This is a genomic window from Nautilia lithotrophica (assembly GCF_054656815.1).
Map to the genome: position 1 here is coordinate 22153 of NZ_BAAHXN010000002.1, position 25404 is coordinate 47556.

The window sequence follows — 25404 nt, forward strand, 5'->3', positions numbered from 1 at the left end:
GGTAAAAAATATTATAATAGCGTTATATTTAAAAATATATAACGATAAGGAAATAAAATGAGATTTATTATTGTTTTAATTTGCAGTTTTATTTCGGTTTTGGCTTCACAGATATATGTGGCCGCAGCGGCAAATACAACATATGCAATGCCGGAAATTATTAAAAAATTCAATAAAAAATATCCGAATATAAAGGTTAACGTAATTTTAGCAAGCAGCGGAAAACTGACGGCACAAATAATGCACGGTGCGGAATATGACATATTTATGTCGGCTAATATGAAATATCCGGAATTTCTGTATAAAAAAGGAATTGCAAAAAGTAAACCCAAAATTTATGCAAAAGGCGCAATAGCACTTTTCAGTGTAAAAAACATCCGGCTTGATGATTTCAAAAAAGCTATGTTAAATGCAAAATCAATTGCCATAGCAAATCCGAAAACCGCACCTTACGGAAAGGCAGCAATAGATGCCATGAAAAATGCCGGAATATATAATAAAGTGGCAAACAGACTTGTATATGCCGAAACGGTCAGTGCGGTAATACCATATACCATTAATTCGGCAGACGTGGGGATTGTTGCTAAAAGTTCCCTTTTTTCTCCTAAAATGAAAAAATACAGAAATTTTGCGGATGTTCCGAAATCCCTTTATAAACCTATAAATCAAGGTATAATTATGCTGAATAATAAAAATGAAACTTTAAAATTTTATAATTTTATTTTTTCTAATGAAGCCAAAGAAATATTTAAAAAATACGGATATATTTATTGAAGGAAATAAGTGAATAAATTAATCGGGGAAATTGCGGAAATAAAATCTTTGGAAAGATTGAATTTAATAAAGTTTAACGTAAGCTCTCAAATTGTAAATGTGTTAATGCTTGAAATGAATATTGATTTGAAAGTAGGAAAAAAAGCCGAGCTTTTAATAAAACCGACGGCAATAAGCTTATCACAAAAACCATGTGTGTTTGAAAATTCTTTATCCGGCAGAATTGTTGAAATTAATAAAGGCGAAATATTATCAAGTATTATTGTCGAGGTGTCAGGATTTGAAATTGAGTGTATAATGCTTAGCGAATATGTTGATTTTAAGGATGAGGTTTATGTTTTGTTTAAAGCAAGTGATGTTGCGATAGGAAAGGTGTTTTGATGAATATAGACTTTACACCTTTTTTGCTTTCTTTTAAACTGGCGTTTTTTACCACGCTTATTCTGTTAATTATAGGCATACCTTTTGCCTGGTTTTTAAGTTCAACAAAATCCAAATTCAAACCTGTTTTGGAAGCTGTAAGCGCACTTCCTATTGTGCTTCCGCCTTCAGTGCTCGGGTTTTATCTGCTTGTTTTTCTCTCTCAAAATTCGCCGGTAGGCAAATTTTTTGAAGAAATTTTTAATATTAAGCTTGTTTTTACTTTTGAAGGGCTTGTAGTTGCAAGCAGTATATATTCATTTCCTTTTATGATACAGCCTTTGCAAAACGGATTTGAAAATGTTCCTAAAAATATAATAGAAGCTTCATATTTAAGCGGTAAAAGCAAAATCCAGACGCTGTTTAATGTAATTTTGCCAAATATGAAAACTTCATTAATGACGGCTGTTATTATAACATTTGCCCATACTGTGGGTGAGTTTGGCGTTGTATTGATGGTAGGCGGTTCAATCCCCGGAAAAACGGAAGTCGCGAGTGTTGCAATATATGATTATGTGGAGACCCTTGATTACGAAAGTGCACATATTTACAGCCTTATAATGCTGGCTATCAGTTTTATGGTTTTACTTTTTGTTTATATGTTTAATGAAAAACAGAAAAAGAGGTTTTTATGATAAAGGTTGACATTCAAAAAAAACTTCACGGCAGCAACGGAGAGATGAAACTTCTGTGCAAATTTGAAATAAAACGGAATGATTTTTTGGCAATTTCAGGTCCGAGTGGAAGCGGAAAGACGACACTCTTGAGAATAATTGCCGGTTTGGAAGAGTGCAGCGGAGACATATCGGTTGAGGGTCAGGTGTGGAAGAGTTCAAAAATAAAACTTCCCCCTCAAAAAAGGGAAGTCGGATTTGTTTTTCAAGATTTTGCGCTGTTTCCAAATATGAGTGTGATAGAAAATCTTTTATATGTAAAAAAAGATAAAGATTTGGCAAATGAGCTTTTAGAAATGGCAGAACTTAAAGAGCTTTCAAACAGATATCCCAATACATTAAGCGGTGGGCAGAAACAAAGAGTCGCCCTTTGCAGAGCTTTGATGAGAAAACCTAAAATTTTGCTTATGGATGAGCCTTTTTCGGCACTTGACCCTGTGATGCGAGAGAAACTTCAAAACGATATTGCCGAATTTCATAAAAAGTTTAATTTAACCACGATTATGGTTTCTCACTCACCCAGTGAAATTTACAGACTTGCAAATAAAATGATTGTTTTAAACAATGGTAAAATAGAAAAATTTGCATCACCAAAAGAACTTCTTTTAAAAACAAGCGGGTCGGCAAAGTTTGCATTTGAAGGTAAAGTAATAGATATTGTGGGAGTTGATGTTATTAATATCGCTATTGTTTCCATTGCCAATCAGATAGTCGAAGTGGTAATATCCAAAAAAGAAGCGGAAGAGCTTAAAATAGGTGATAAAGTCGTGGTTTCAAGCAAAGCGTATAATCCGTTGATTAAGAAAGTGGATATGTAGGTAAGTTGTGAAGTGGTGAAGGTGGAAAAAATGAAAATGGATAATGATTATAGTGTCTGGCGCTAAATTTTGTTGAATTTTCAAAGTGTTTTAAAAAGCATTGATGAATTGTGTTTTTAATATAAAATAGAAAAAATTATTCTAAAAGTTTAATGGCTATTTCTGTCAATTTGTTTCTGTATATTTTTTGTAAATCAACCCACGCAAGCGCTTCGTGAGGAAGGACTTGTTGAAGTCTATAAAGGCCGCTATCTTGTTTGTCGATTGTGGAATATGTCTGATGCAAATCACCGAGTAAAAACAGCTTACTGCCTTCACTCATACGTGAAAGTATCATACTCATATATTCCCTTGTAATGAGTTGCACTTCATCTACTATTAAAATTTCACCCTCAAGTATTGATACACCCTGAATCATATTAAGCGGTATTATTTCAAATTTTTCAAAAAAGAGCTGGCTTTTTATGCTGTCGTAACTTTGGCCTTTTAAATCTCTGTAAAGATAATTAAGCGCGCTTAAAAAACCTCCGGCCCATTCGAGCATTTTTTCGTCTTTGCTTCCGGGTAAAAACCCTATGTCGTAATCGCTGCTGATTCCGATAGGCGGACGTGTTATAAAAATTTTCTTTTTGGTTAAACTCAAAGCCGTGGCTGTTGCAAGAAGCGTTTTACCGCTTCCAAATCTACCAGTAATTAAACTTGCCGGTGCTTCAACCATTGCATAAACCGCGCATTTTTGATAAATATCGAGCGGTTCGAATATTTTGGCGTTTTTTATTCTTATTTTGGAAGTTTCCGGGATATTGTCTATTCTTTCGATCCCTTTGTAAGGATTGTAGCAGTATGCAAGGTCTCTTTCGCTGTTTTCATCATGAGTTATAATAAAATCCCAGTGTTTTAGTTCGTAATTGTGTTTTTGTTTTATGTATTCTATTATGTCTTTTGCCGGTTTAACTCCTAAAAAGTGTCCGTATTCGAAATTTTTATCCTCTATTAAAATAATACACTCCTTATTTCATTTTCATTGAGAAATCTTTAAAAGTCGCCTGATGAATTATTGCACCGCTGCTGACGGCGTCAATTCCGGTCTGGATATAATTTTTGATATTTTCAAGCGTTACGTTTCCGCTGGCTTCAAGAAATACGCCTTTAAAATTTTCATTTCTGTATTTTACGACTTTTTTAATATCTTCAAAACTCATATTATCACACATTACAATATCGGCACCCGCCTGCATGGCTTCTACCGCCATTTCCACACTTTCGGCCTCGATTTCTATTTTTGTTGTAAAAGGAATGTTTTTTCTTGCAATCTGAACGGCTTCTTTAATTGAATTAAACAAAGCCAAGTGAGTGTCTTTTAACATCAGACAATCATCAAGCCCCAGTCTGTGGTTCGTAACACCTCCGCAAAATGCGGCGTATTTTTCAAAAACCCTAAGAGCCGGTCTTGTTTTTCTCGTATCAAGTATTTTAATTTTTTCTTCACTCAGTTTTACAAATTCATAGGCATTGCTTGCAATTCCGCTTGCATGCTGCAGGATATTTAGCATTGTTCTCTCAATTGAAAGCAGATCTCTTGCATCTCCGTAAATTTCAAAAATAATATCGCCGTTTTTATAAAAATCGCCGTCTTCAAAATGAAGATCAAATTTAACGTCAACTATATCACTAAAATGTTTTATATATTCTATTCCGGCTATTACCCCTTCACTTTTGGCTTTTATTACGGCATTTGCCCTTTTGTTAATAAGTCTTCTTGCCAAATCGCCTCTTCCGATATCTTCATTTAATGCGTTTTTTAAAAAATCTATTATCTGATGTTTCATAAGCATTTTTTCCCTTTTTATTTTAAAATATTATTTTATTCAAACGGCTTCGCTATGGTAACCCGAAATTTCATAGAAATTTCGACCATTACGCTGCAAATGTTTTCTCAAAATAATATTTTAAAATTTTTATTATTTTTCATTCTCCATTTAAGAGAGTTTCATCATTCTCTCGAGTGCAATTTTTGCGTTTTTTGCAATCTCAGGATCAACTTCAATCTTATTGTAATCTTTGCCTTCATCAATAGCTTTTAATAATTTATAAAGTTCTTTTAAAGTTGTTTCATTCATTGAAGGGCATTCTGGTTTTGTAGAGCTTAATATATAAATGTTCGGATTTATTTCATTTTTCATTCTGTTTACGAAATTAAATTCCGTTCCTATAGCCATCTTTTCAGTAGGGTGTTCTTTTACATAATTTAAAATCTGAGATGTGCTTCCGGCAAAATCGGCCAGTTTTACCACTTCCGGTGAACATTCCGGATGAACTACGATTTTGATGTCCGGAAATCTTTCTTTATAAAATTCAACGTGTTCCGGCATAAATAGCTGATGAACACTGCAGTGCCCGTCAAAACATATCATAGTAGCGTCCTGCCAGTTTTCTTCTCCTATAATTTTTGCACTTATTCCGAGTTTGCTTGCTATATTTCTGCCAAGGTTTTTATCCGGAAGGAAGAAAATTTTTTTATTTTGACTTAGAGCCCATTCTATAATTTTCTGTGCGTTTGAGCTTGTGCATGTAAGTCCTCCGTTTTGGGCTACGATTGCTTTTGTTTTAGCGGTAGAATTTATGTATGTAATCGGAATAAAATCTATATCATTTTCTTTTAAAAGTTTTATATTGTTTTCAACTTTCACCTCTTCAGCCATTCTGGCCATGGAACAATCAGCAAGACGCGGCATATAAACGTCGATATTAGGGTTTAATATTTTAGCGCTTTCACCCATAAATTTTACACCGCAAAATATTAGCGGGTTTTTAAGTGTGCTCGTTTTTTTGGCAAGTTCCAGACTATCACCCGTTAAATCCGCCAAATCAAATATTTCATCTTTTTCATAATAATGTGCGGCAATGGTGATATTGTGCTTTTTTATAAGTGCTTTTATTTCATTTAACATTTAACTCCTTTATTGGAAGGCATAAAAATACTTTATAAAAATTATATTATAATTTCACAAAAAAGGAAAAATATGTCACCTTTAATATGGTATTTGATAGCTTATCTTATAGGGGGTATTCCGTTTGGATACTTAATAGCCAAATATTTTGCCGGAATTAACATAAAAGAGCACGGAAGCGGAAACATAGGAGCTACAAACGTTCTTAGAGTTTTAAAACAAACTGATCCTGCCAAAGCCAAAAAACTTGCGGCAATCACACTTCTTTTAGATGCTTTTAAAGGTGCTGCAGTTATAATACTTGCGAAAATAATGGGTGTTTGTGAAGCTACTCAATGGGCAATCGCCGTTATAGCGGTGATAGGACATTGCTTTTCGCCGTATCTTAAACTTGAAGGTGGTAAAGGTGTTGCGACCACAGCCGGCGTGCTTTTGGTTCTTGTGCCAAAAGCGGTATTGGTTGCGATTGTGGTATGGTTTATTATGGCAAAAACTATTAGGATATCATCGCTTAGCTCACTTACGGCAATTATCGTAGGTATTGCAAGCACATATGTTTTGTATCCTGATTTGCCTATACACTCTCACGCACCTTTGTGGATAATAGGATTTGTTGTTTTATATAAACACAAAGAAAACATTTACCGACTTATTACAGGTCAGGAGAAGAGAGTAATATAAATGGAAAATTTTCAATGGAAAATGGAAAATGTATAAGATTATAATTGAAAATTTAGAATTTAAGGCTATAATCGGAATACTTCCCGAAGAGAGGGAAAAGACTCAAAAAGTTATTGTAAATGCAGAAATAGAATATGAAAACAAAAACGAATTTATTGATTATGCGGAGGTTTGCAGTATTGTAGAAAAGCTGATGAGAGAAAAAAAATTTATGTTAATCGAAGACGCATTGGAAGCGATTGAATATACATTGATAAAAAAATATCCGCAAATGAAAAGCCTAAAACTTAAAATTCAAAAACCTGAAATTTTAAGAAATGCTTTAGTAGGCGTTGAGATTTTAAGAAAATATTAATTTTTGATATAATTTTTTCAAGTATTAGGTTCGGGGTCGCGTTCGGCCGCCTGCCGAATGCGAAAATAAAGGAGAGAGAGTGAGACTTCTTGTAATTGAAAAAGACGAAACTTTAAATCATCTTATCACAAAATCTCTTGAAGAAGTGGGATATAAGAGTGACTCAGCATATACGGTTAGAGACGGAAAATATTTTTTGGATGTAAGACACTATAATTTGGCAATAATAGATGCTGATTTTGGTCTTAGCGAAGTATTTAAATTTATTGATTATGCAAAGGACATATATCCTTTAATTAAAATAATCGTTATTTCCAATGATAGCTCCGTTGAAACGGAAATAAAAGTTTTAAAAATGGGAGCCGATGATTTTATAAGAAAACCGCTTAATTTTGATTTGTTAATTACAAGAATCAATGTAGCTTTAAGAAGCGGAAAAGAGTCTCAGATTAAAATAAAAGATTTGATAATTATTAAAGATGAAGAAAAAATTATTTACAATGGAAAAGAAACTTATTTAAAAGGAAAGGCGTTTGAAGTATTTACTCATTTAGCTAGATATCCTAATCAGGTAATATCAAAAGAACAGCTTCTTGACGCTATTTGGGAAGAACCGGAACTGGTAACGCCAAATGTTATTGAAGTTGCTGTAAATCAGATACGTCAAAAGGTTGACAAAGTTTTTAAAATTGATACAATAAAGACCATTCGCCGTAGAGGCTATAAATTTTGTTATCCAAAGGAGTAGCATGTCACTGATGATAAACGAAGAATGTATTGCATGTGATGCATGTGTGGATGAATGTCCAAACGGGGCTATTGAACCTGCAGATCCAATATATGAAATAGATCCTGATCTTTGCACCGAATGTATAGAACATGGAGGGGAGCCTCAATGTGTTCAGGTATGTCCTGTAGACGCAATAGTTCCGGATCCGGATAATCAGGAGAGTGCAAAAGAATTAAAATTAAAAGCAGAGTTAATACATAAAGACGAAGAAGAATAATGGCTAAAATAACGGCTGTAATAGATATAGGTTCCAACTCAGCCAGAATGGCTGTGTTCAAAAAAACCAGCCGTTTTGGATTTTATCTTTTAAGAGAAGAAAAAAGTAAAGTTAGAATAAGTGAAGGTGCTTATGAAAATAAAGGAAATCTTCAGGATTTTGCAATTGAAAGGGCGATAAAAGCTCTTAGAGAATTTCTTTTAATTGCAAAGTCCTTGAAGGTAAGAAAAATACTTGCGGTCGCCACTTCGGCTGTGAGAGACGCACCAAACAGAAGCGAGTTTTTAAGCAGGGTGAGAAGAGAACTTGGAATAAACATAAAAGTCATTGATGGTGATAAAGAGGCTTTTTTCGGAGGGGTTGCGGCTGCAAATCTTTTATATGAAAAAAACGGCGTTACTATAGATATCGGCGGAGGTTCTACAGAACTTGCTTTAATAAGAAAGAAAAAAATTATCAACACCATTTCCCTCAAACTCGGAACGGTAAGACTAAAAGAGCTTTATTTTGACAAAGGTGATATTGAAGGCGCCAAAAAACATATAAGGGCCGAAATTGACAGATTAAATGAAGAGTTCAAACAGAATAAAGTATTCGGAATAGGCGGAACTATAAGGGCACTTTCACAGGTTATCATGAAAAAAATAGAATATCCTCTTGATATTCTACACGGGTTTACTTATGATGTAAAAGATCATATGAAATTTTTAAAATCCATTGTTAAAATGAAAGACGAAGAACTTCTAAAAATAGGTGTAAAACCCGAAAGACTTGATGTAATAAGACCTGGGGTGCTCATATTTACCGAACTTTTGGAGTTTTTAGGATCCAAACAGGTTATAACCAGTGGTGTTGGTGTAAGGGAAGGTGTTTTTTTAACGGATCTTTTAAGGCACGACAATCATAAATTTCCTGAAAATTTTAATCCATCAGTCAGGACCATTATTGATGTTTATCAAATAGATACTAAACTTTCTTCATACGAAACGAAAATCGCTCTTGAGTTGTTTGATTTATTAAAAGACGATTTTAATCTTGATGATAAATATAAACTTCATTTAACTTATGCCATTAAACTCTCCCGTGCGGGTGAATTAGTTGATTTTTACGAAGCTCATAAACATACGGATTATATTCTTTTAAATTCTCTGCATTACGGGTTTAGACATTGTGATAGGCTGTTGATGTCAAAAATAATCCGTTTTTATAAAAGAAAAAAAATAAAGAAAAAAGAGATAGAAAAATATAAATGCCTTCTTCCACAAAAGGATATTATTGAAAAACTTTGCAATATTTTCTGGGTTGCAAAGTTAATAAATATCAATCTTTCTATGCCAAAAGTATCTATTATCAAAAAAAATAAAAAAATTGTTATTGAAGGTGAAAATCTTTATTTGGCAAAAGAAAGAAGTAAAACAAGGGAATTGTTTTTTGAATTAGATATTATCGATAAAGGGAAAAAATGAAAAAGTCGTTTTATTTGATTCCGCTTATTTTTTTGGGATGTAGTGTATCAAATACTACTACAAAAGTGAGTGAATTTACAAAATGTTACGTTCATCAAATTCCAGCGCCTTTTTGGGTGTGTTATCAATCTTCGTTTTTAAGTGTTGGAAAAGTTCATGCCGATAAACTCACTCGTTTAAAACAAGAAGAAGCTTATTCTCTGGGTGTAAGTGAATTAATTGCAAAACTTCAAAGTAAAACGAAACTTTTTTTAAGAAAACTTGGTTTAAGTGATAAAAATATTAATTCCGAAATAAAAGATTTTGTGATTTTAAATGCACTTCAAGGTGATAGCTGGTATAGTAAAAAAGATAAAATGATTTATGTTCAGGTAAAAATCGATAAAGAAGAGTTTAAAAAATTTTTATTTGAAAAATGCAAAAAAATAGATCAAAAGGTGCTTGAAAGTTCTTTTGATGAAACTTTTTGATTTTATAGTAATTGGCGGTGGAATAGCCGGTTTATTAACAGCATACGAATTGAGGGAATACAAGACGCTTTTATTGGATGAAGACGGGATACTTACTTCCGGTGCAAGTGCCGCGGCCGGTGCCTTTTTATTCCCTAAAGTCGGATTTGATACCGCATATACAAGGTTTATAAACAAAGCCATTGTGGAATCCCTTTCTTTTTATGAAAAAATCGGAATAGATACACATAAAATAGGTGTAACCCTTCTTCCAAGGGATGAAAGGGATATTGAAAAGTTCAAAAGATACGAAAAAGAAATAAGACTTCCTTTTGAAAAAAAATATGGAGGTTTTTTCTTTAAAGACGGGGGTGTTGTATTCCCTGAAGAAGTAAAAGAAAAAATAAAAGTCGATTTTGAGATTCAGAAAGTGGATTCTTTGCATAGGGAAGGGGAATACTGGAAAGTAAATGAGCATAAAACCAAAAATGTAATACTTGCAACCGGACATAAGTCTTTAATTGATATTCCTTATATTAATATCCGTCCGATATGGGGTGAAAGAATTGAGGGGAATGGAGAATTAAAAGAAGTTTTGCCTTGCCATTTTCATAAAAATTGTTCTTTAACCGAGATTAATGGAATAATAAAAATAGGGGCAACTCATAAAAGAAATTGTTTGGACTGCCATGAAAATGAAGATGAAGCAAATGAACTTATTGAAAAAGCAAAAGAGATAGTTGATATACAAAATTTTAAAATATCAAAAATTATTGGCGGGTTTAGGGCTGCGAGTGTTGATTATTTTCCTGTGGTTGGTAAAATTATAGATGTAGATGAAAGCTTAAAAATTAATCCAAAAGTTGTAAAAGGTGAAATACCGAAATTTTTAAGTTTTATAGACGGGCTTTATATTGTTAACGGAATGGGTGGCAGAGGTTTTTCAAATGCTTATGCTTGTGCTAAAAGTTTGAAAGAGTATATCTTAAATGATAAAGATCTGGGGATTTTAGACACTAAAAGATTATTTATAAAATGGGCGAGAAAGCATGGTGAAGAGTATTTAAAGGAGAAAAATGTTAAAAGTTAAAAATGTAACAAAGCAGTTTGGCGGTGTCGTTGCGATTAAGGATGTTAACTTTGAAGTAAAACAAGGTGAAATATTTGCACTTGTTGGTCCCAATGGTGCGGGAAAAACAACGCTTTTTAATATTATAACGGGTGCGTTTGAACCGACAAGCGGGCATGTGTATTTTAAAGATGAGGAAATTACGGGGCTTAACCCTGTTAAAATCGTTGAGAAAGGTATCGCAAGAACGTTTCAAAATATCAGACTTTTCAATTCAATGAGTGTATTGGAAAATGTGCTTATCGGATTTCATAATCATATTGAATATACTTTTTTTGAGGCTGTTTTCAGATTTCCAAGATTTTTCTCACAGGAAAAGATTCATAAAGAGTTGGCGATGGAAATTTTAAAATTCCTAAAAATTGATCAGTATGCCAATCATAATGCAAAGGCTCTTAGTTACGGAAATCAAAGAAAAGTTGAAATTGCAAGGGCTCTTGCGACTGAACCTGATTTACTTCTTTTGGACGAACCGGCTGCAGGTATGAACCCGAAAGAGACTGACGAACTGGCCGATACGGTATTTAGACTCAGAAGCGAAAAAGAAAAAACAATTCTTTTTATAGAACACGATATGAAATTCGTTCAAAAAATTGCAGACAGGGTAATGGTTCTTGATTACGGAAAAACGATTTTTGAAGGAAAACCTGCTGATATGATGAAAGATGAAACGGTAATAAAAGCATATTTAGGAGATATCGATGTTGAAGGTTAAGAATTTAAAAGTAAAATACGGGGTTATTGAAGCTGTCCGAGGTATTGATTTTGAAGTAAAAGCAGGTGAAATAGTTACCATTATCGGGGCGAACGGAGCAGGTAAAACTTCGACACTTAGCGCAATTTTCAATCTAGTAAAAAAAGAGGGTGAGGTAAGATTTGTAGAAGGTGATATATCAAAGCTTTCAACTGACAAAATAGTAAAACACGGAATGGCTTTGGTGCCTGAAGGAAGAAGAATATTTATTAATTTAACGGTTGAGGAAAATCTTAAAATCGGTGCATATACAAACGAAGAAAATTACGAAAACTTAAAAGAAGAGATGTTTAGGCTATTTCCAAGACTTAAACAAAAAAGAAACAATTACGGAGGAAGCCTGAGTGGCGGTGAACAACAAATGCTTGCAATTGCAAGAGCTTTGATGAGTGAACCTAAAATGCTTGTGCTTGATGAGCCGTCACTCGGACTTGCACCTATTATCGTAAAAGATCTTTTCGGAATTTTGGTTGATCTAAACAAAAGCGATGATGTTACCATTCTTTTGGTAGAGCAAAATGCGGCGGCTGCGCTTAAAATTGCCCACAGGGCGTATGTAATGGAAAACGGATCGCTTGTTATGGAAGATGAAGCCAAAGCGCTTCTTGCAAGTGATGAGATTAAGAAAAAATATCTCGGGGGTTAATTTTTATTTAAAATCTCTCCGATTTTTGCCCTCATCCATTTACCCATTTTCATATTATGATACGCCCAGCTAAGGTATTGGATGTCTATTTCAGCGACGTCTTCGATTGTCATGCCTTTATATTTTCCTACTCCAAATCTAAACTCCATAGGCTCATCTAAATTTTCAAGATGGTGTTCTATGGAATATTTTACATCGGGGTCAAGATCTGTTAGGCTTAACATATATTCGATATAGTCAGGATCTTTTATAAGGACGTCTTTTATCTTTTCGAATTTGTATTTACCCTGGTAGAATTTATCGTGAAGAACAGGTTGTGTTGTGAGATCTACCAATTCTTCGAAATTTTTGTCAAAATTTTTAACCAGATATTCGAACAAAAGTCCAAGAACTATTACATCACCCAAAGCATCATGTGCATTAATCTGTATGTTGTATTTGTCGCAAATATCTTTTTCTTTTTTATAAAGCCCTAATGCGTATCTGTTATATTGAAGTGAAAACTTTCCTTCCGGGAGAAGATGCTTAAGCACTCTGAAAGTATCTATTAGTTTGAAAAAAGAATTAAATCCTTCTTTTTTTAGCATATCAAGATCGAATTTTGCATTATGGATTACGAGCAGGTTTTCGGGTGAGTTTAATTCTTTTAATCTTTTATATGCGTTTGTGTGTTTAATTTGAGGTTTGTCTTCTACCATTTCATTCGTAATATGATGAACCGCCATAGCTTCAAAACTAATAGGAAGAGGCGGTTTTACCAGTTCGTCGTGAATCTCTTCTATTTCCAGACTTTCATTCATAACAATATAACTAAGCTGGATTATTCTGTCTTCTTCTTTGTTTCCTGTCGTTTCCGTATCAAGTATTATTATTTTCATCTATTTCCTTAATAAGTGGTATTTTTATTGTGTATCCGTCTTCTTTGTTTAAAATTTCAAAGTAAGGGGATTTTATGGGCTTTTGGGGTTTTACTTTTATACCTATTTCTATGATCTGGTATTTTTTATCTTTAATTTTTATATATTCCCCTACGTTTATTTTAGTTGAAATTATAGCTTCTTTTTGATTTTCCAGCATTTCAAATATTAAATCCAAAAGGGCTTTTTTGTGAACCAATATAGTCGGAATTGAGGGATCAAACATCGTTGTAATTGTTATGTCGTTTTTTAGCGTGGCATATTCTATAGCAAAATTTAAAAGCATTGAAAGGTCTATTTCTTCAAGTTCGGTAAGTTCAATTGAGTGTGTATTGGTATTGATAAAAAACCTTATACCGATTTGTGTATCGTCTTTATATCCTATTGAAAAGCCGTTGAATTCAAAATCTTTAAATTTGATCTGTTTAAATTCCGTTTTTATTCCGGGGTTTGCAGGTGCGTTTGTTATTACGAAATCGTAAACTTCTTTTCTGTTAACGTAAGATAAGAATATTTCAGCTTCTTGGTTGCAATATTTTATATGGCCCTTTTCATTAAAAATAATTAGCGGATTTATGTCGTATTCACACCAAAATTCAAACATTCAAAGCCTTCATTTTTTTTGTTAGGGTTACCCTGTTGATTTTTAAGTGGTTTGCAATTTGGAGTTTGCTTTTGTATTTCGTTCTCATAGCACTAAAAAGTGTTTTTTCAAAATTGTTTAACTCTTCTTCGTAGGTTAATTGTTCGTCTGTGTTCTCATAATGGTGTTTTAAAATTTCAAATATTTCTTTTTTGTTTTGAGGAAGTAAAAACATAGAATAAACCTGTCTTTTTAAAGAGTTTAAATTTTCACTGATGTCGGGATGGTCAATATTAATGTGCTTGGTGATTTTTAACTCTTCCTTTGCCTGTTGTTTAAAAAGGTCTATAAAATCTTCAATGTCTTCCGGGTGATCTCTTAAGGGTTTGATTTCTATGTCCATAGTAAAATATTTTTTTAAGATATCTTTATTAAGAGGCTGGCTTCCGGTAGCTATAAGGAAATTGTTTTTGAATTCCAGCACGGGGTTTTTGTCAAAATCTTCCAAAATTACGGGGTTTATAGTTGTAGTTTTGGGATTAATGACTGCATTTGGTGCGATATATTTGGCTAAAAATGTTTTACCTACACCTTTTTCTCCCCAAATATATACGTTTATTTTGAGCTGCTTACACATATCCGCTATGTTTTTGATTTTTTTTAGATATTCGGAAGTTGCTAAAAACATATACACCTTTTTGTATGAATTATAACAAATAAATGGTAAAAAAGTTAAAAAAGTTTCAATGGAAAGTAAAAAATCAAAAAACCAGGGTCCCCAAAAAGCCGTTAGACTTTATGGGGTATAAAGACTGGGTCCCCAAAAAGTCGCTAGATTTTGTGGGACTTAATTATAAATTAAAACCTTTTTCCCCGTGTTCTGCTGAATCAAGTCCTTCGATTTCAGCTTCTTCATCGACTCTTGCCCCGCCTGTAAGAAGGCTTGCCACTTTAAGAACTATAGCAGTCATAATTGCTACGAATACTATAGTTACAAGCACTGATTCGATTTGAACCCAGATCTGTCCTAATCTGTCTCCATTTTTAAGAGGGCCATCCCATGCTAAATCCTGCAGTGCAAAGAAACCTGTAGCAATCGCACCCCAAAGCCCCGCAATGAAATGAATACCAAATGCATCTAATGAATCATCATATTTGAACATTTTTTTAAGAATTGTTACACCGAAAAATCCTGTTAAACTACCGCCTATACCGATTACTAGAGCACCAACAATACCTACAAATCCAGCAGCTGGGGTAATAGCTACAAGCCCTGCTACAGCACCCGAAGCCGCACCTAAAAGTGTAGGTTTACCGAATTTAATGTAATCTAATATAATCCAAGTTACCGCCGCTGCAGCTGCTGCAAAGTTTGTCATAATAAAAGCACTTCCTGCTACATTATCAGCTGCAAACTCACTACCTGCATTGAATCCGAACCATCCGAACCATAAAATAGCCGCACCGAGTGCCGTTAAAATTACACTGCTTGGCATCATCTGAGTTTTAGGATAACCTCTTCTTTTACCAATCATTAAAGCCGCAACCAAACCTGCAAGACCTCCGTTCATATGAACAACAGTTCCACCTGCAAAATCAAGAGCACCATCACCCATTAAAAATCCACCGCCCCATACCATGTGAGCTACCGGAGCGTAAACAAATGTAACCCATAATACTACAAATATAAGCCAAGTTGAGAATTTAACCCTCTCAATTATACTACCGCTTGCAATTGCAACCGTAATTGCTGCAAATGTTCCCTGGAATGCTATAAATACGTAAGTTGGATAACCGCTTCCTTCTAAATCATTATAACTTATACCATTTAAAAATGCAGCTTTTAAATCGCCGATAATTCCCGCAATATTTCCACTAAAAGTTAAAGAATATCCCCAGAAAACCCATACAACCGTAGCCAATGCAAATGCTGAAAATACCATCATATAAGTGTTAAGAGTGTTTTTAGCCCTTGTCATTCCAGCATAAAACAGAGCCAATCCTGCAGGTGTCATAAGCATAACAAATGCAGTTGCCACCATCATCCAAGCGGTATTTCCGCTATCAAGTTTTACTTCGCCCGCAAATGCCAAGCTTGCAAGTCCCAATAGTGATAATATTCTAAACAGCATCTCTTCCCCTTTCACCTGTCCTAATTCTTATTGCTTCTTCAACAGGCATTATAAATATTTTTCCATCACCAATTTTCCCAGTTTTAGCATGATTTATGATAATGTCAATTGTCTTTTCTACAAAATCATCATTAACAAAAATTTCAAGTTTTACTTTAGGAAGAAAATCCACCACATATTCCGCACCTCTGTATAGTTCGGTGTGTCCGTGCTGTCTTCCGTGACCTTTCACTTCACTTACGGTAATTCCCGTAATATCTGCTTCAATTAAAGCCTCTTTTACTTCATCAAGTTTGAAAGGTTTTATAATAGCTTCAATTTTTTTCATAAGCTCTCCTTTTTGATTTGTTAGTGTAATTATAAATCTAAATAAGATAAAAATGTCTTATAAAATTGTTTAAAAACTAATCATTTATTGTAAATTAATTAATCAATAGATTGTTCTTATCTTATTTTGACTTTTTTTAGAAATATGATAAAATCAAGCAAAAAAGGAGATATTATGCTACAACCAAAAAGAACTGATGTTGATATGAATTCTGAAGAATTTAAACAAGAAGAAGCTAAAACAAAAAAATTTGTTCAAAAAGTAGTTGACCAATTTGGATGGTGTTTTAACCCGGATAAAGAAGTATATGACGCTATTGTTATGGGACTTACGAGAAATAAATTAATGTATGGAAAAAGATATTGTCCATGTTTTATTCCTATGGGGGATAAGGAAGATAGAATTTGCCCATGTAAACCGGCTATAGATCATGAAGTAGCAGAAGGATGTTGTCATTGTGGAATTTTCTGTAATCCTGAAAAATGTAAAGAGCTGGAGGGTTAATGAAAGCTGTTGATATTAATTCACCAGAATTTCAGCAAGAATTCGTAAAAACTGAAAAATTTGCCCATAAAGTGCTTGAACAATTCGGATGGTCTTTCCATCCGGACGAAGAAATTGTAGAAAGGGTTTTAAAGGGGCTTACAAATAATAAATTGTTACACGGAAAAAGATATTGTCCGTGTTTTGTTCCTCAATTTGACGGCAATGATAGGATATGCCCTTGTAAACCGGCAATTGAAAAAGAGATACCAGAAGATGGAGTATGTCATTGCGGTATTTTTTGTTCACCTGAATATGCTGAAAATTATAATAAAGAACACCCTAGAAAAGAGGCTAGAGAAATTGAAGGATTAAGTGTAGGAGAGCTTGAGGGCATACTTGAAAAAGAACAAATTTTGGGCGAAGAACTTGAGATATTGCTTAAAGCAAGAGGTGCTGGGCTTGTTAATTTTTCCCTTATAGATATAAGAGAACCTTTTGAATATCAGATGATGAGAATTAAAGGAACCGATGAGCTTCTTCCAATTAGCAGAGTGCAATATGATCTTGATAAATGGATGAAATACAAGAATGAAAGAATTATAATTTATTGTCATGTAGGTAGTAGGAGCGGTTATTTGCAAAGAGCTCTTCAACAGCAGCTTGGATTTACGAAAGTGGGAAATCTTACATATGGTATTGCAGATTATTTCGGTGAGGTTGAGAGAGGGTGATTTCAATGGATGTAAAATGTAAAATGGAAAATGAAAAGAGGGAGTTAGAATAATGTTTGTTTTAGGAATACCCGTTAAAGATAATGTCTGTGTAGGAAGCAAAGAAGCTGAAAAATTCGCGAAAGTTTTTGTAAACAACGGAGCGATTGAAAAGATAGACTATGTAAATAACAGGGACGATCTTGTAGGAATGGTTCATTTTTTTATAACACCTAAAGAAGAGTATGTTTTTGATTTTTTGGAAGCAGGGGCTGAACCTTTGATGACACCAACCCCCGAGATGAGTATAAACGACGTAGTTGAGGCGTTTTTATTTAGAGAACTTTTTTCTTACGGAAGCATATAAGAAATGAAAAGTGAAAAATTCGGGTGGAGAATTGAAAATGGCAAACGGAAAACTAATTAATGAGATTATAGGATATGAGCCTAATATCAACGTAGGCGTAACAAGTGAAGAGTTAAAAGATCTAATTGCTTCCGAAGAGAGAAACATAGATCTTTTGGATGAAGACTTGAATTCCAAAAGGTTTTATCACTTTATCGTCTGTGATAAAAAAAGAGACCCAAAACCGCTTTTCAGGGCACTCAGAAACGGCGGGTATTTAATTTCTCTTGTTGATATGGATGATAATGAACTATATGATATAGGATTTAGCGCACTTAACAGAATGGACGGGCTTTTGATAGCGAAAAAAGTTCATTCATGGAACGACTGGTAAAGGATTGATATGTTTTTGGAAGCGGCTTATGAGGTAGTAAGAAAAAGAGACGAAAAGATAAACGGATATTTTAAAAAATGCCCGGATGATATAAGGCAGCTTTTTGAAGCTATTTTAAGAGAACTCGGACTTGAAATAAATGAAGAAAATCTGCTGAGTCTTAAAAAAAGATTTTTTCATTTGCGCGAAGATAGTATTTTAAACCTTTTAAAAAAAGGAAATTTCAGCGAAGATGAAATAAAAGAAATTCAGCTTGATTTGTATGAACTTACCAAAAATTTCTGGCTCAAAGAACACGAAGAGCTTATTCAAAACATTGCACCTTTTGTGGGACCTTTTTATGCGGAGATCCTCAGAGGCGTTCATAAAATAGGAATTGCCTTTAGCAAATGGCAGCCGAATTGGACCAGACATATAATTCATACGATAAATGAGGATTTAAGTAGGGAATTTGGCGGTGATGAAGCAAAAGTAATAGCATATCTTTTAGAAAAAGATCTGATAGACAAAGGTCATAATGAAGAGATGGGGGATAGATGTTATTCGGTTTTGGTAAAAGGTGAAAGTGGCAGTTATATTGCCAAAAGTTATTGTGAAATTTTTGAAGAAGAGGTAAATGAGGCGGTAAAGGCGATTGACGAGCTGATACTTGCGCTTGAAAACCTTGATGATGAATATAAGCTTCAGTGGATTTTGTATTTTCACGCTTTAAAAATGGCGCTTCTTGAAAAAAACAGACATAATCTGATTAAAAAATGGGCAGAAGTAGACAAACTCTGGATGGATATAAAGTCCCCTATTCAAGTCGGACATCCTCTTGAATATTACGAAGACAAATACAGAAAAGCCGTGGCACTTGAACTTGATGTCAGAATCCAAAACCCTGAACTTAAAAGTGAGGTGAAAGATAATATCGTTAAAATGTATACAAAATACTGCAAAGACGAGAAACTTTTAAAAACAGCTTTAAGTAATATCGACAAAACGCAGCTTTACATATCATCACCGGCAACATTTTACGGAGCGGAATTTAACGGACTTTTTTCCGCACAGGTAGTGCCGAACGATGAAAAAGTAAGTAGTGAAAAAGGTAAAAAGATATTTGCTTTTGTTGATAAAGTGTATGAAGATATCAAAGCCAGACCTAAAATGGCTTTAAGTTATGAAATTTTAGGAAAAGAGTTTATGGACAGGTTTTATAAAGACCTTGAGGATAAAGAGAAGTTTGTAAAAGTTTATGACATAACGACCATAGGACATGAATTCGGACATATTCTGTGGGTTGACGAAAATACCGAAAGCGCGATGAACAAATCCGGAATGTTTAAAAACGTAGAAGAATTTAAAGCCACAACCGGCGGACTTATGGCTTTTTTTGAAAATGAGGAAGAAAAGTTAAAAGAAGCCATTTTAGATGATACTATAAAAAGGGCTGTGGGATTGATTGCTTGGATGGAAGTGGATGAGGTTTTACCTTATTATATTGAAGGTCTTATTCATTTAACAGGACTTTTTGAAAGCGGGGTTGTAAGGTTTAACGGAAAATATTTGGAATATGATTACAAAAATTATGGCAAATTAAAAGAATGGTATAAACAAACATATTTACAACTTGCAGAATGTTATATAAACAAAACCGATGCGAAAGAATTTTTGGATAAATTCATATATAAAGATAAAAATTATTATCCTAAAAATCCGGATGTTGACAAATTTGTAAAATATTATTATCAAAGATACAGGGAAATCGGAGATAAAATCTATAATAACGGATAACGGGGAATTAAAAATGATTAGTGAAAAAAACAAACAAGAGCAGTTGGATTTAAGTGTGGAAAACATAAAAAACCTGCACAATAAATGCAAAAAACAGGAAAAAGACCTTTATATGTTTTTAAAAGATGAAATGCCTAATATTTCTATTGATGACAGATTAAAATATTTAGCAACCATATTGAATGATTTTATTGAAGAGTATGAATGGGACGAAAAAGCACCTCGTCATAAAGACGAGGGATATTCAATAGTTAAATTTTGGCCAAAAAATCAGTCGTGAAGCCCTTTTTTTGATAACCATCCTAAATAAATTAGAACAAGTCCATCCATTAAGAAACTAACACCTACTATTATTCCAACGGTAAAAGCTGCATTAAACGGCCAACCTATAAGCATTATAATTCCAAGTAGTAGGCTAAGCATTCCATTAAACGCTGCAAGACCCCAACCTTTTAATGGTCTTAAATCAAGAGCCATTCCAAAGCTTGCAAATGCATCCATAAAGAAATAAGCGGCGAATAATATAGCCACTGCCGCAATACCACTACCAGGCCATATTAATAAAAGCACACCTGTGACAAAAAGCAAAAATACTTTAAACCAAGCACCTAAACTTTTTTGATGAGCTTTAAAAGTAATATATCCTTGGATAATGGCACCACTTATAAATAAAGCACCTAAAAATACTACAAAAGCTACACTTCCAGCTAATGGGTTAGCAATTGCCAAAATACCGGCCAATGCCATTAATACACCTGTAATAATCGACATAGTGCTAAATTCTTTCAGCTTTTCTTTGTCGATGTTGTTTAATACAAACATTTTATCCTCCTTAAAAGTTTTACAAAAGTAATTATAAACTAATTTATCTTATAAAGTCAAGTAAGTTGAGTGAAATAGGCTTAATAAAATTGAAAATAAAAGTAGTAAAAAAGAAGAGAGAAAAGTTTAATTATCTATTGGTAATCCTTCTGTTGTCAATTCTTCTATAAACCAAGGGAGTCCTTGTTTGTTAAGCTGATATAAAAACGGACGGGCAGGAAATTCTTCCATATTTTTAACACCTGTTTCAAACCATTGTTTTGTTGCTATCATCAAACATCCAATCATCGCCGGAACTCCTGTAGTATAGCTTACACATTGCGCACCGACTTCTCTAAATGCACACTGGTGGTCACAGATATTATAAATATAATATCTTTTTTTCACTCCGTTTTTATAACCAGTTGCAACTACGCCAATATGTGTTTGACCTTTTGTTCTAGGTCCTAAACTTGCAGGATCTGGAAGCACTTTTTTAAGAAATTCCATAGGGCTTATTTCGCATCCTTCAGCAATTTTAATAGGTTCAATACTTGTCATTCCGACATTTTGGAGTGCATTTAAATGCCATAGATAATTATCGCTAAACGTCATAAAAAATCTTGCCCTTTTGATTGATGGAAAGTTTTTGGTTAAGCTTTCAAGCTCTTCGTGGTATAAAAGATAACTTGGGTATTCTCCTACGTTAGGATAGTTCCATTTAAATTTAACACTCATAGGTTCAATTTCTTTCCACTCTCCGTTTTCGTAATATTTCCCTTTTTGGGTAATTTCACGTATGTTTATTTCGGGGTTGAAGTTTGTTGCAAAAGGATATCCGTGATCTCCCGCATTGCAGTCTAATATATCTAAATATTCAATTTCATCCAAAAGTTCCTGTGCTGCAAAAGCCGTAAATACATTCGTAACCCCCGGATCAAACCCGCTTCCAAGAAGTGCCATAAGACCGGCTTTTTTAAAGGCTTCGTTTCTGGCCCACTGCTCTTTATATTCAAATTTTGCCTCATCAGGATGTTCGTAATTTGCAGTGTCAACATAATGTGCACCAGCTTTAAGACATGCATCCATTATTGCCAAATCCTGATACGGAAGAGCTACATTTAGCACTATATCGCTGTTTGTGTCTTTAATTAATTGTGCTGTGGCATCGATATCCATTGCGTCTATTTCGTATGTTTTTATTTCAACTCCGAGACGCTCTTTAATATCTTTTGCTATTGCATCGCATTTGCTTTTTGTTCTGCTGGCAAGCACAATGTTTTTAAAAATATGGTCATTCATTGCGGCCTTAAATGTTGCGACCCTGCTAACTCCACCAGCACCTATAATTAATAAATTACTCATTTTTACTCCTTGATTTCTATTACTTTAATCGGAAGTCCGTCTTTTTCCATCTCTTCAAAGAATGGTTTTGCATCAAATTCTTCAACGTTTTTAACACCTTCTTCCCACCAGACCTTTTTAGCCATTAGTTTACATCCTATAATTGCGGGAACGCCTGTCGTGTAACTTACGCAGTGTGCTCCAGTTTCCTTAATTGCTTTTTTATGGTTGCATATATTGTATATGTAAAATTTCTTTTCAATGCCGTCTTTTTTACCTTTTGCAATTACACCTATGTTTGTTTGTCCTTTATAGTTTTTAACAAGCTCTTGAGGATCAGGAAGAATTTTTGCTAAAAATTGAAGGGGTGATATTTTTACGCCATCACACACTTCAATAGGTTCAATGCTGAACATTCCGACATTTTTAAGTGCATTGAAGTGGTAAAGATACTGATCACTAAAACACATATAAAATTTTGCCGATTTAAGGTTTGGAAAATGTTTTACTATACTTTCAAGCTCTTCATGCCATATAAGAATACTTGTCGCATCACCGCATTCCGGATAATCGTGTTTAATTTGAACTTCAAAAGGTTCAGTAGTTTTCCATTCCCCGTTTTCCCAGTATTTTCCAGGAAGGTTTAATTCTCTTAAGTTGATTTCAGGGTCAAAGTTTGTGGCAAACGCCCTTCCGTGACTTCCGAAATTACAATCATATATTTCAATCTCTTCAAGTTCGTCTAATAAATAATCTGCGGCATATTTAACCATAATCGAAGTAACGCCAGGGTCAAATCCGCATCCTAAAAGAGCCATGGTATGGGCTTTTTTGAAATCTTCATCCAAAGCCCACTGAAGGTCGTAATATGTATCGGGATTATCTTCTGTTTCTGCCAACGCGGTATCAAGATATGCGCATCCAGTTTCAATGCAAGCGTGCATTATTGGAAGGTTTTGATAAGGAAGGGCTACATGGCATATAATATCAATATTTTCTTTTTTTATGAGTTCAATAACATTTTCTTTTTTATTTGCATCAAGTTCGTATGTTTTAATTTCTATTCCAAGTCTATTTTTGATGTCATTAGCAATGTCGTCACATTTGGATTTTGTTTTACTTGCCAAAACTATTTTTTTAAAAACATTGTTATTTTGAGCGGCTTTAAAAGCCGACACTCTTCCTACACCGCCGGCACCAATTATTAATAAATTCGCCATTACTCTCCTTTTTTCTCAAATTATATCAATTTTTGGGTTAAGTTTTATGTTATTCATTTGTGTTATAATTAACGAATAGGAATTTATTAAAAAGGATGAAAATGTTTTTCGGTAAAAAAGAGAGTGTTAATAAATCATCCATTGAACAAAAAGTAGATGAATGTTTAGATAAAATAAAAGAAAAAATTATTGATGAGAATTTTTTAAAAGGGTTAGAAAATACTAATAAAACTGAAGAAAAATTGGATTTTATAATTAATTATTTAGAAAATGTAACTTATGAATTTAATTATTTTATACAAAATTTCCCGGTTGCACTTTTTGCAGTAGATCCTAAAAGAAAAATGATTACATGGAATAAAGAATTTGAGCAGTTGACTGGATTTAGCGAATATGAAATAAAAAATTTGGATATTCCTCAAGCACCAAAAATTTTATGGCCTAAAAACCCTCAGGAATGTAAAGTTTGTAAACTTGTAGCTAAATATGATAATGAAAAACGTAGTGGTATCGGTGTAGCTGAAATAATGACTAAAAAAGGTGATATATTACCTGTATATGTATATGTTGAGCCAATAATTAAAAATCAAGAAGTTGTTAAGACTTATGTTAGTTTAAGAAATTTAATAGAAGAGAGAAAAAAAGAAGTAGAAATCAGAAAAGAGTTTTTTGCTAAAGAAGCAAAAGAATTAGTAAAAGTTTTAGAGAATATCTCAAATCATAAACTCAATACTGAATTTACCATTTCTGAAGATAATGATTTTAAAATTTTAGAAGAACCGATAAAAGAGATACAAAGAACACTAACAAATCTTGTTGTATCTCTTAGAAAATCATCCGAATTGGTAAAAGAAGTATATGACGATGTATCAAGTAGATTAAATAGACTATTGGAATGGAATGAAACTAAATTTCTGCCTTCTCAAATGGAAGTTAGTAATCGTGCAAATGAACTTAGTGAATCAATGAATGAAATAGAAAAAATGGTCGATATTATAAAAGATATAGCAGATCAAACGAATCTTTTAGCACTTAATGCGGCAATAGAGGCTGCAAGAGCGGGAGAACACGGAAGAGGATTTGCAGTGGTAGCGGATGAAGTTAGAAAACTTGCAGAAAAATCACAAAAAAGTGCAAGTGAAATCACTGCCGTTATAAATTTAATACAATCAAATGTTCATAATATGAACAACGATATAGAAAATACCCAAAATGAAGTAAAAGAATTAATGAGTTCACTTCAAGCAATCATTGATAAATTTGATTCAATGGCAAGAAATATATTTGAACTTAATGAAATGATAAAAGATTTTGAAGTTTAAAAATAGATAAAATTTAGTAGAGGTGAAATATGAGAGTAACTCTTATTCAGCAAGAATATAAAGGGAACAAAGAAGCAACAATTCAGCATACGATTGAAATGATAAAGCAAGCGGAAGGTGAACTTGTTATTTTGCAAGAGCTTCATCAAAACGAGTATTTTTGTAAATCTGAAGATACTAAATATTTTGACTATGCCGAAAATTTTAATGAAGATGTAGAATTTTGGAAAAAAGTAAGTGAAAAGGAAAATATTGTTTTAGTTACTTCTCTTTTTGAAAAAGTAATTGACGGAATATATTATAATACGGCAGTGGTTTTTGATAAAGGAAAAATAGCCGGAAAATATAGAAAAAACCATATTCCGGATGATCCAGGATTTTATGAGAAGTTTTATTTTACCCCTGGGGATGAAATAGAACCTATTGATACAAGCATAGGCAGACTTGGAGTTTTGGTGTGTTGGGATCAATGGTATCCGGAAGCGGCAAGAATTATGGCTTTAAAAGGTGCCGAAATACTTATTTATCCTACGGCGATCGGCTGGCTTATGTGTCCTGAGGATAGAGTTGATGAACTTTGTGAAAAAGAAAATACAAAAGAAGAAAAAGAAAAAATGCTAAACGCATGGCTTAGCGTTCAAAGAGGACACGCAGTAGCTAATGGAGTATATGTAATTGCGGTAAACAGGGTAGGAAAAGAAAAAGATGAAAGTGGAATATTGGGTGGAATTGAGTTTTGGGGGAATAGTTTTGTTTATGGACCTCAGGGTGAGGTAATTTATAAAGCGGGAATGGAAGAGGAAATAATAAACGTGGATATTGATTTAAAAAGCGCTGCTGAAGTAAGAAAAATATGGCCATTTTTTAGAGATAGAAGAATAGAAAATTATAAATGTTTACTTAAAAGATATTGTTAAGGGG

Annotated in this window: 31 protein-coding genes and 2 pseudogenes; 22 read left to right on the forward strand and 11 right to left on the reverse strand. The window is 33.6% G+C overall.

All coding sequences use genetic code 11. The features are described 5' to 3' along the window. Positions 1 to 57: 57 nt before the first annotated feature. From modA to ACYQ19_RS04625, 4 genes are read left to right on the forward strand one after another with little or no spacing between them, the layout of a single operon-like run. Entirely contained in the window at positions 58 to 774 is a 717-nt protein-coding gene (gene modA / locus ACYQ19_RS04610; protein WP_459978259.1) for a molybdate ABC transporter substrate-binding protein, read from the forward strand. A gap of 9 nt (positions 775 to 783) precedes the next feature. Then, positions 784 to 1155, forward strand: a complete 372-nt coding sequence (locus tag ACYQ19_RS04615) for a hypothetical protein (protein ID WP_459978260.1) — start codon at positions 784 to 786, stop codon at positions 1153 to 1155. After that, positions 1155 to 1829: a molybdate ABC transporter permease subunit gene (gene modB, locus ACYQ19_RS04620; RefSeq protein WP_459978261.1), complete on the forward strand. Its 675-nt coding sequence runs from the start codon at positions 1155 to 1157 to the stop codon at positions 1827 to 1829. The genes ACYQ19_RS04615 and modB overlap by 1 nt, the downstream gene beginning before the upstream one ends. Then, positions 1826 to 2686, forward strand: a complete 861-nt coding sequence (locus ACYQ19_RS04625; protein ID WP_459978262.1) for an ABC transporter ATP-binding protein — start codon at positions 1826 to 1828, stop codon at positions 2684 to 2686. The genes modB and ACYQ19_RS04625 overlap by 4 nt, the downstream gene beginning before the upstream one ends. Positions 2687 to 2822: 136 nt before the next feature. Here the strand turns inward: ACYQ19_RS04625 and ACYQ19_RS04630 are convergent, their stop codons facing one another. The 3 genes from ACYQ19_RS04630 to nadA all read right to left on the reverse strand — a co-directional run bounded on the left by ACYQ19_RS04630 (position 2823) and on the right by nadA (position 5637). Next, positions 2823 to 3689 (reverse strand): PhoH family protein, encoded by an 867-nt coding sequence (locus ACYQ19_RS04630; RefSeq protein WP_459978800.1) that lies wholly within the window; start codon positions 3687 to 3689, stop codon positions 2823 to 2825. Positions 3690 to 3696: 7 nt separating this feature from the next. After that, positions 3697 to 4515, reverse strand: a complete 819-nt coding sequence (gene nadC, locus ACYQ19_RS04635; protein WP_459978801.1) for a carboxylating nicotinate-nucleotide diphosphorylase — start codon at positions 4513 to 4515, stop codon at positions 3697 to 3699. A 150-nt stretch (positions 4516 to 4665) separates the two neighbouring features. Beyond that, positions 4666 to 5637 (reverse strand): quinolinate synthase NadA, encoded by a 972-nt coding sequence (gene nadA, locus ACYQ19_RS04640; protein ID WP_459978263.1) that lies wholly within the window; start codon positions 5635 to 5637, stop codon positions 4666 to 4668. A 72-nt stretch (positions 5638 to 5709) separates the two neighbouring features. On the opposite strand from nadA, the gene plsY reads away from it, so the two are divergent. From plsY to ACYQ19_RS04685, 9 genes are all read left to right on the forward strand, one after another. Beyond that, the gene (gene plsY / locus ACYQ19_RS04645) at positions 5710 to 6318 is read left to right on the forward strand and encodes a glycerol-3-phosphate 1-O-acyltransferase PlsY (RefSeq protein ID WP_459978264.1); all 609 of its coding nucleotides are present in this window, start codon (positions 5710 to 5712) and stop codon (positions 6316 to 6318) included. A 28-nt stretch (positions 6319 to 6346) separates the two neighbouring features. Further along, positions 6347 to 6673, forward strand: a complete 327-nt coding sequence (locus ACYQ19_RS04650) for a dihydroneopterin aldolase (RefSeq protein ID WP_459978265.1) — start codon at positions 6347 to 6349, stop codon at positions 6671 to 6673. A gap of 79 nt (positions 6674 to 6752) precedes the next feature. Then, the gene (gene hsrA / locus ACYQ19_RS04655) at positions 6753 to 7421 is read left to right on the forward strand and encodes a homeostatic response regulator transcription factor HsrA (RefSeq protein ID WP_459978266.1); all 669 of its coding nucleotides are present in this window, start codon (positions 6753 to 6755) and stop codon (positions 7419 to 7421) included. 1 nt (position 7422) lies between these two features. Then, on the forward strand, positions 7423 to 7680 hold the full coding sequence (locus ACYQ19_RS04660; RefSeq protein WP_459978267.1) for a YfhL family 4Fe-4S dicluster ferredoxin: 258 nt from the start codon (positions 7423 to 7425) through the stop codon (positions 7678 to 7680). Continuing rightward, positions 7680 to 9146 (forward strand): Ppx/GppA phosphatase family protein, encoded by a 1467-nt coding sequence (locus ACYQ19_RS04665; RefSeq protein ID WP_459978268.1) that lies wholly within the window; start codon positions 7680 to 7682, stop codon positions 9144 to 9146. The genes ACYQ19_RS04660 and ACYQ19_RS04665 overlap by 1 nt, the downstream gene beginning before the upstream one ends. Further along, a complete protein-coding gene (locus tag ACYQ19_RS04670; protein WP_459978269.1) occupies positions 9143 to 9616 on the forward strand; it encodes a hypothetical protein in 474 nt (157 codons plus the stop codon). Before ACYQ19_RS04665 ends, ACYQ19_RS04670 begins: the two co-directional genes overlap by 4 nt. Further along, the gene (locus ACYQ19_RS04675) at positions 9603 to 10685 is read left to right on the forward strand and encodes an NAD(P)/FAD-dependent oxidoreductase (RefSeq protein WP_459978270.1); all 1083 of its coding nucleotides are present in this window, start codon (positions 9603 to 9605) and stop codon (positions 10683 to 10685) included. Before ACYQ19_RS04670 ends, ACYQ19_RS04675 begins: the two co-directional genes overlap by 14 nt. Then, positions 10672 to 11439 carry an ABC transporter ATP-binding protein gene (locus tag ACYQ19_RS04680; protein ID WP_459978271.1) on the forward strand — a complete coding sequence of 256 codons (768 nt, stop codon included), beginning with the start codon at positions 10672 to 10674 and terminating at the stop codon, positions 11437 to 11439. Before ACYQ19_RS04675 ends, ACYQ19_RS04680 begins: the two co-directional genes overlap by 14 nt. After that, on the forward strand, positions 11426 to 12124 hold the full coding sequence (locus ACYQ19_RS04685) for an ABC transporter ATP-binding protein (RefSeq protein WP_459978272.1): 699 nt from the start codon (positions 11426 to 11428) through the stop codon (positions 12122 to 12124). Before ACYQ19_RS04680 ends, ACYQ19_RS04685 begins: the two co-directional genes overlap by 14 nt. Here ACYQ19_RS04685 and ACYQ19_RS04690 read toward each other — a convergent pair. From ACYQ19_RS04690 to ACYQ19_RS04710, 5 genes are all read right to left on the reverse strand, one after another. After that, positions 12121 to 13002 carry an exonuclease domain-containing protein gene (locus ACYQ19_RS04690; protein WP_459978273.1) on the reverse strand — a complete coding sequence of 294 codons (882 nt, stop codon included), beginning with the start codon at positions 13000 to 13002 and terminating at the stop codon, positions 12121 to 12123. The genes ACYQ19_RS04685 and ACYQ19_RS04690 overlap by 4 nt on opposite strands. Continuing rightward, positions 12983 to 13645, reverse strand: a complete 663-nt coding sequence (locus ACYQ19_RS04695; RefSeq protein ID WP_459978274.1) for a hypothetical protein — start codon at positions 13643 to 13645, stop codon at positions 12983 to 12985. The genes ACYQ19_RS04690 and ACYQ19_RS04695 overlap by 20 nt, the downstream gene beginning before the upstream one ends. After that, entirely contained in the window at positions 13638 to 14312 is a 675-nt protein-coding gene (locus ACYQ19_RS04700; protein WP_459978275.1) for a P-loop NTPase family protein, read from the reverse strand. The genes ACYQ19_RS04695 and ACYQ19_RS04700 overlap by 8 nt, the downstream gene beginning before the upstream one ends. A 163-nt stretch (positions 14313 to 14475) precedes the next feature. After that, on the reverse strand, positions 14476 to 15756 hold the full coding sequence (locus ACYQ19_RS04705; protein ID WP_459978276.1) for an ammonium transporter: 1281 nt from the start codon (positions 15754 to 15756) through the stop codon (positions 14476 to 14478). Continuing rightward, positions 15746 to 16084, reverse strand: coding sequence for a P-II family nitrogen regulator (locus ACYQ19_RS04710; RefSeq protein WP_459978277.1), 339 nt, complete (start codon positions 16082 to 16084; stop codon positions 15746 to 15748). Before ACYQ19_RS04710 ends, ACYQ19_RS04705 begins: the two co-directional genes overlap by 11 nt. A 174-nt stretch (positions 16085 to 16258) precedes the next feature. Here ACYQ19_RS04710 and ACYQ19_RS04715 point away from each other — a divergent pair, with 174 nt between their 5' ends. Genes ACYQ19_RS04715 through ACYQ19_RS04740 form a run of 6 tightly spaced genes read left to right on the forward strand, consistent with a single transcriptional unit; the run spans position 16259 to position 20076 of the window. Continuing rightward, on the forward strand, positions 16259 to 16588 hold the full coding sequence (locus tag ACYQ19_RS04715) for a ferredoxin-thioredoxin reductase catalytic domain-containing protein (protein ID WP_459978278.1): 330 nt from the start codon (positions 16259 to 16261) through the stop codon (positions 16586 to 16588). Continuing rightward, a complete protein-coding gene (locus ACYQ19_RS04720) occupies positions 16588 to 17301 on the forward strand; it encodes a ferredoxin-thioredoxin reductase catalytic domain-containing protein (protein ID WP_459978279.1) in 714 nt (237 codons plus the stop codon). The genes ACYQ19_RS04715 and ACYQ19_RS04720 overlap by 1 nt, the downstream gene beginning before the upstream one ends. Positions 17302 to 17353: 52 nt before the next feature. Continuing rightward, on the forward strand, positions 17354 to 17647 hold the full coding sequence (locus ACYQ19_RS04725) for a hypothetical protein (RefSeq protein ID WP_459978280.1): 294 nt from the start codon (positions 17354 to 17356) through the stop codon (positions 17645 to 17647). Between the two features lie 37 nt (positions 17648 to 17684). Next, the gene (locus ACYQ19_RS04730) at positions 17685 to 18020 is read left to right on the forward strand and encodes a hypothetical protein (protein WP_459978281.1); all 336 of its coding nucleotides are present in this window, start codon (positions 17685 to 17687) and stop codon (positions 18018 to 18020) included. 9 nt (positions 18021 to 18029) lie between these two features. Continuing rightward, the gene (ciaB, locus tag ACYQ19_RS04735; protein WP_459978282.1) at positions 18030 to 19796 is read left to right on the forward strand and encodes an invasion protein CiaB; all 1767 of its coding nucleotides are present in this window, start codon (positions 18030 to 18032) and stop codon (positions 19794 to 19796) included. A gap of 13 nt (positions 19797 to 19809) precedes the next feature. Continuing rightward, complete coding sequence (locus ACYQ19_RS04740) at positions 19810 to 20076, forward strand: hypothetical protein (protein WP_459978283.1); 267 nt, start codon at positions 19810 to 19812, stop codon at positions 20074 to 20076. Here the strand turns inward: ACYQ19_RS04740 and ACYQ19_RS04745 are convergent. The 3 genes from ACYQ19_RS04745 to ACYQ19_RS04755 form a co-directional block, all read right to left on the reverse strand. Beyond that, positions 20067 to 20618: an HdeD family acid-resistance protein gene (locus tag ACYQ19_RS04745; protein ID WP_459978284.1), complete on the reverse strand. Its 552-nt coding sequence runs from the start codon at positions 20616 to 20618 to the stop codon at positions 20067 to 20069. The two genes, ACYQ19_RS04740 and ACYQ19_RS04745, sit on opposite strands and share 10 nt — an antisense overlap. Before the next feature lie 126 nt (positions 20619 to 20744). Then, on the reverse strand, positions 20745 to 21962 hold the full coding sequence (locus ACYQ19_RS04750) for a saccharopine dehydrogenase family protein (RefSeq protein ID WP_459978285.1): 1218 nt from the start codon (positions 21960 to 21962) through the stop codon (positions 20745 to 20747). Positions 21963 to 21964: 2 nt separating this feature from the next. Further along, positions 21965 to 23161, reverse strand: coding sequence for a saccharopine dehydrogenase family protein (locus ACYQ19_RS04755; protein ID WP_459978286.1), 1197 nt, complete (start codon positions 23159 to 23161; stop codon positions 21965 to 21967). 101 nt (positions 23162 to 23262) lie between these two features. Between ACYQ19_RS04755 and ACYQ19_RS04760 the strand changes: the two are divergent. The 3 genes and pseudogenes from ACYQ19_RS04760 to ACYQ19_RS04770 form a co-directional block, all read left to right on the forward strand. Beyond that, positions 23263 to 23796 (forward strand): annotated as a pseudogene (locus tag ACYQ19_RS04760) (PAS domain S-box protein); the annotation flags it as partial. A gap of 345 nt (positions 23797 to 24141) precedes the next feature. Further along, positions 24142 to 24483: pseudogene (locus ACYQ19_RS04765) on the forward strand (methyl-accepting chemotaxis protein); the annotation flags it as partial. Positions 24484 to 24512: 29 nt separating this feature from the next. Continuing rightward, positions 24513 to 25400, forward strand: a complete 888-nt coding sequence (locus ACYQ19_RS04770) for a carbon-nitrogen hydrolase (RefSeq protein ID WP_459978287.1) — start codon at positions 24513 to 24515, stop codon at positions 25398 to 25400. The last annotated feature ends 4 nt before the right edge of the window (positions 25401 to 25404 follow it).